At 41.1% G+C, this 1,260-nt stretch carries 1 protein-coding gene; it reads left to right on the forward strand.

Annotated features, from left to right (window positions below; translation table 11 throughout):
• On the forward strand, nucleotides 1-1,260 hold a 1,260-nt coding region (locus KOD92_RS27335; protein ID WP_215236787.1), incomplete at both ends, for a Tn3 family transposase.

The raw sequence follows: 1,260 nt of genomic DNA on the forward strand, positions 1-1,260 counted from the left end.
AGAAATACGGCTTGAAGAAGGTGTATTGGTAGTGCCGGCACTTCCGGCAGAAGATATTCCCCTTTCAGCAAAAGCCCTTAGGGAGCAGATTAATCAGCGGCTCCCGAAAGTCAATATTACTGATATCATAAAAGAAGTAGATGCATGGATAAACTTTTCAGAACATCTTCACGGCTTGGAAAACGAACCGCGCAACCCGGAGCACCAGTCCCTTTTATACGCTGCTGTGTTTGCTGCGGGTTGTAATTTACCCTTATCGGATCTAGCCAGGTCTTGTGAACTTGACTATCAATCACTTTGGTGGACAAGCAATAACTATCTGTCAGAAGAAAATCTTAAAAAGGCAAACGATACTCTTGTTAATTTTCATTACCGACAATGGCTAAGCGGTTATTGGGGAGGGGGTACACTTTCATCTTCAGACGGACAGCGCTTCCCGACCAGTGGAAAAATGCGGAATGCAAAAGCACTACCCAATTACTTTGGATACGGTAAAGGCATTACCTTTTATACGCATACTTCTGATCAGTATAGCCAGTATGGCAGCCGTAGCATCTCTTCAACTGAAAGGGATGCCACATATGTCTTGGATGAAATTATTGGAAATGAAACCGATTTGCCCATTCTCGAACATACCACTGATACAGCTGGTTATTCAGATTTGATCTTTGCCTTGTTTGATTTGCTAGGAATGGATTTTTGCCCAAGGATCCGGGACATAAAAGACCAGAGGTTGTGTAAAATAAAGGATAAGGAATGGGAATATCCTGCATTGAAATTTACCGGACGTGTTAATCCGGAATATTTAAAACAACATTTTGACGAACTTTTAAAAGTGGCCGCCTCTATTAAGTCAGGACGAGTGACTGCATCATTATTGATTTCAAAACTCCAGTCTTACCCACGTCAAAACAATTTGATGTATGTTTTGCAAGCATACGGCCAGCTGATAAAAACCAACTTTATTCTTAAATACCTGCTTAATCTGCCTTTAAGAAGAAAGATAAATACGCAACTCATCAAAGGAGAACAGCTTCACAACCTAAGGCTTTACCTGTGGTTTGGTAGTGATGGGATTGTCCGAAGAAAACAGGAAGAGCAGCAACAGAAAGTAGTCAGGAGCCTGAACCTGATTACCAATATTATCCTGGTCTGGAACACAGTGTATCAGCAGGAAATTATCAAACAATTACACCAGGAAGGATATGTAATTGACGAAAATGACTTTGAGTTTATCTCTCCTGCACCTTTTGAGCATAT

Source organism: Dyadobacter linearis, assembly GCF_907165045.1.
GTDB lineage: Bacteria > Bacteroidota > Bacteroidia > Cytophagales > Spirosomataceae > Dyadobacter > Dyadobacter linearis.